Below are 230 nucleotides of genomic sequence, written 5' to 3'. Positions count from 1 at the left end.
CGCTACCCTTGTAGCGCTATACACGTCGGCCGGCACAATTGCCGCCTGATACGAGCTAACATAGTGAGGAAGCAAGTAATTGGGCGCATGCAATTCCATACGAACGGTCAACCGGTCGACGGCACGGATCTCCTTCACCGATTGCATCAACCAGCGGTTAGGCGAATCCTCCGTTCCAATCGTCCTCAGCCGGTTGAACGTGAAGACCACATCGTCAGCCGTTAATTCGC

General features: G+C 54.8%; 1 protein-coding gene. It reads right to left on the bottom strand.

Going from position 1 to position 230, the window contains the following annotated elements:
• Positions 1-230 (bottom strand): ABC transporter substrate-binding protein (locus tag KVT27_RS26445; RefSeq protein ID WP_254636319.1); only part of this gene is annotated, 230 nt, incomplete at both ends.

It is taken from the genome of Lysinibacillus sp. GbtcB16 (genome assembly GCF_019091145.1).
In the GTDB taxonomy this organism is placed as follows: domain Bacteria; phylum Bacillota; class Bacilli; order Bacillales_A; family Planococcaceae; genus Lysinibacillus; species Lysinibacillus fusiformis.
The sequence above is the reverse complement of the archived record's forward strand: the minus strand, read 5'-3'. Positions and strand labels throughout refer to the sequence as shown.